Below are 4,168 nucleotides of genomic sequence, written 5' to 3'. Positions count from 1 at the left end.
CTGTTGCTATACATCTTCACATTCGTACAAGATATAATTACGATGATAGGAATATAAGATTAGCACTGCCCTTTATTCCGTTTGCAAACTGATCCCGGTTTTGAATCATCCAAATGAATTGCACTACCAAACTCTCAGTCGCGTTTACCAACACTATTAAGCAACCCTAACCTGGGTTAATTTACTAAAACAGGTTTTCCTTAAACAATTGCCAATTAAAACCCTCCTCCGAGGTTAACGGCCATCCTATGATCCATTAAATTATTGATGCACCAATACCGATGCGGATGATTTATTCACTAAAACAATTAAAACAATCATGAAAAAACACCTTACTTATTCATCATCAATTAAAGGCATTTTAAAGGCATGCGTATTGATTGTGCTCAGCTGTAGCCTGTGTACTTTGATGGCCCAGGATTCAACAGCCACAGCACATGGCGCTAAAAAGAAGGGCACCGCAACTAAAACAGTCGGTCAAAAAGACACCGCCGCTGCAACCCCGGCTTTTAAAAAGAACCCCTATGTAAAAAACACCTTCGAAGGAAATTATATTATAGACAACCAAACCGTAATGGTGCCTATTAAAGGCACATTTGAATTTGTAATTCAGCATAGGTTCGGAACGGTAAATAATGGCTTCAGTGACCTTTTCGGCCTCTTTTTTGGTGCAAATATTATGTTTAGCTTCAACTATGTCCCCCTCAACAATTTACAACTTGGGTTCGCCGTAACAAACGAAAATATGATGGTTGACTGGAACTTAAAGTACGCCCTTTTAAAACAAACAAAAGACGGCTCCGTCCCTGTTAGCATCACTTATTACGGCAACGTGGCGATGGACACCAGGAAAAAGGATAGTACCAACCTGTTTTCGCCTACGGCCGATCGTTTTAGTTACTACAGTGAGATCATTATTGCCAGAAAATTCAGCGATAAATTCTCTTTACAGGTAAGCCCAAATCTCTCAGCGGTAAACAATTCAGCGGGTTACGTTGATGTTAATGGCAACCAGGATCCAAAATGGAACGGCGTTCATTTTGCAGTAGCAGTATCCGGGAGATATAAAATTTCTGACGGATCGGCGATTATCGCAAATTATGATCAACCGCTTGCGCAGCAACCGGGCAATATCCCGAGGCCCTACATTAGTTTTGGACTGGAATTTAAAACCAGCGGCCACGATTTTGAAGTATTTTTCGGCAACTACAGTTCATTGCTTCCCCAGAACAATAACCTGTATAACCCAAATGACTTCGCCAAAGGGCAATTTTTAATTGGGTTCAACATCTCAAGATTGTGGAATTTTTAATGTGTTTACCACTGATTAAAAGGCAAAATAATTTAGAAGAATTGACTGTGTTATAAACTTGGATAAGAAACTTACTAAGTTTTCGAAACTTAGTAAGTTTCTTATCCTAATCTCTAGTCTCTAATCACTACTCCTCAAACTCTCTTCGAGAGCCGTAGCTCACTCCGAGCGAAGGCTCTTCACCGGGTTCATCAGTGCGGCTTTAATGGATTGAAAGCTGATCGTCACAAACGCTATTACCACCGCCATCAAACCGGCCAGCGCAAATACCCACCAGCCAATACTGATGCGGTAAGCATATGCTTCCAGCCATTTGTGCATCGCAAACCAGGCCAGCGGCGAGGCAATTATTATCGCTATAAATACCAGCTTTACAAAATCCTGTGCCAGCAGGGTAACGATACGGCCCACACTTGCACCCAAAACCTTGCGTACGCCAATTTCGCGGGTACGCACCTGGGCAGTGTAGGCTGCAAGGCCCAGCAGGCCCAGGCACGATATAAAAATGGCGATAGCAGCAAAGTAGTTAAATAATTTACCTTCGGTTTGTTCGCCTTTATAAAGGTTATTAAATATATCGTCCAAAAAATGATAGTTGAAAGAATATTGCCCATTGTAGTGCTTAAACTGAGTTTCGGCGGCATTTATAGCTTTCGGCGCATCTCGGCCCGTGGTTTTTACATAGATGTTAAACAGGTATTTGGGTACGTAAGTAAAAACAGTCGGCCCTATTTTTTCCTTCATTGATGCAAAGTGGAAATCTTTTACAACACCAATAATGGTACCGTTGATCCCGTCCATTTTAAAACGCTTGCCAATAGGGTCTTTCATGCTTATTTCCTTTACAGCAGCCTCGTTTAAAATAAAATGGGCCGAGTCGCTCACAGCTCCGGTAAATACGGCACCTGCTGCCATTTTGAATTTGAAAAAAGGCATAAAATCCTTGTCGACAGCCATTGGATGAACGATAAAAGTTGAATTTGCGGGCTTGCCATCCCAATCGGGCGTACCATCCAGGCCGCCGATGTGGACAATTGGCCCACTGGAACGCGCCACATCCAGGATACCGGGCTGCTTCAACAGTTCGGCACGCACGGCATCGTAATGGGGCCCAATAGCACGCATGCCAAACACAAAGACATTTGTTTTGTCGTAGCCAAGGTCTTTTGACCGGATGTAGTTTAACTGGCCAGTGATAACGATGGTACCGACGATCAACATAATAGAAAATACAAACTGTGTAACTACCAATATCTTACGGAACAGCACGTCGCCGATACCTGCGGATATTTTGCCTTTTAATGCTTTCAGAGGTTCAAACGAGGAAAGCAGCAACGCAGGATAAATGCTGGATGCAGCCAGCGTGCCGGCAATTGTCGCCAATATAACCAGCCAGATGCGATAATCGGCAAGGTTAAATATCAGTTGTTTGCCGGATACCTGGTTAAATAATGGCATGAGTATAAATATAAGGCCAATGGCGAAAGCGGCAGCGAGCAAAAACAATAAAGCCGTTTCCACAATAAACTGCATAAACAGGTGCGATTTTGCAGCGCCTACAATCTTCCGCATGCTGATCTCTTTTGCGCGCAGCATAGAGCGGGCTGTCGACAGGTTTACATAGTTGATACAGGCTATAACCAATATAAGCAGCGCGATAATAATAAATATCCTTACGGTGCTAATGCCTTTGTCGGTAAGGTCGGCGTTGTAAAGGTGCATTTTTGCAAGTGGCAACAGCAGGTAATCGGCATCGGTATCGTCTGGTTTATGATCAAGATGCACCTGCCTTATCTTAACGGCAAGGTTTTTTAAGTCGGTGCCGGGTTTTAGCAGCAAATAGGTTTCGTAGTTGAAAAACGTGAAGTTGGTATTCATGTCGATCTTATTATCAGCCAGCATGTGGTGGATATGATAGCTGATGGGCATAACCATATCGTAATTGATGCTTGAGTTTTCTGGAAAATCTTTAATTACACCGCTCACAGTGAAGTTTTCCTTATTATCGGCAGATATAATTTTACCAAGTGGGTCCTCACTACCGAAATATTTTTCGGCGGTTTTTTGGGTAATAACTACTGAGTTATCATTCGGGAACGGGTTTGCAGGGTCGCCGTGTATAATGCGAAAATCAAACACCGAAAAGAGAGAGGGATCTGCAAAGGCTGCATTTTCATCGCCAAAAACCTTATCGCGATACTTATAAAGGGTAAAATTATTATTGCCGGTAACACGTACAAAATCCTCAATCTGCGGGAGTGCCTTTTGTGAAAGCGGCGCAATTGGCGCTACGCCGACTGACCAGATCTGGCGGCTGGCGCCTGTACCGCCAAAAAGCTCGAGGCGGTAAATGTTGGGCGTTTTTTTATGGAAACTATCAAAACTTAATTCATCCTGCACCCATAACAAAATCAGGATACCAATAGCCAAACCGGCAGTTAACCCGGCGATGTTGATGAGGGAGTAAAACTTGTTCTTTAACAAATTTCTCCAGGCGGTTTTGATGTAGTTTTTTATCATGGTTGGTTCATTAGTTCAATGGTTCATTAGTTCATTGGTGTTAATTTACAAAGGATGCCTCACAAATACTAATTCATTAGTATTATACTCTCTGACATCTTTTTTTTACCCGATATTCCAACTAATCTCTAATCTCCAGTCTCTAATCACTCAGTCTTCAGACTCTTCACCGGGTTCATCAGCGCCGCTTTAAAGCTTAGCCACGATACCGTTGCAAAGGAGATAAACAACACAATGATTGAGTCGTACTGGAAAAGGTTGTCACTTTTTTTTATAAAGTTAAGACTATTTGTTGCTTGTTTGTCGTGTTAGGATGTGGGGAACGCAGAGCGTTCT

The 4,168-nt window shown here is 42.6% G+C and carries 2 protein-coding genes; one reads left to right on the top strand and one right to left on the bottom strand.

Features of this window, described 5'->3' with window-relative positions:
- Positions 1–319 precede the first annotated feature (319 nt).
- Entirely contained in the window at positions 320–1,312 is a 993-nt protein-coding gene (locus QZY09_RS11660) for a DUF5777 family beta-barrel protein (RefSeq protein ID WP_295672569.1), read from the top strand.
- A 159-nt stretch (positions 1,313–1,471) separates the two neighbouring features.
- Here QZY09_RS11660 and QZY09_RS11655 read toward each other — a convergent pair whose 3' ends face one another.
- Positions 1,472–3,832, bottom strand: a complete 2,361-nt coding sequence (locus QZY09_RS11655) for an ABC transporter permease (RefSeq protein WP_295672567.1) — start codon at positions 3,830–3,832, stop codon at positions 1,472–1,474.
- Between the last annotated feature and the right edge of the window lie 336 nt (positions 3,833–4,168).

The sequence above is a fragment of the uncultured Mucilaginibacter sp. genome (assembly GCF_903913935.1).
GTDB lineage: Bacteria > Bacteroidota > Bacteroidia > Sphingobacteriales > Sphingobacteriaceae > Mucilaginibacter.
Note: the sequence above shows the minus strand (reverse complement) of the source record. Positions and strands in the feature narration are given on the sequence as shown.

What these genes read in the sequence shown, in the direction of transcription:
- QZY09_RS11655 (WP_295672567.1), bottom strand. Translation starts at nt 3,832, where the DNA reads ATGATAAAAAACTACATCAAAACCGCCTGGAGAAATTTGTTAAAGAAC.
- QZY09_RS11660 (WP_295672569.1), top strand. Translation starts at nt 320, where the DNA reads ATGAAAAAACACCTTACTTATTCATCATCAATTAAAGGCATTTTAAAG.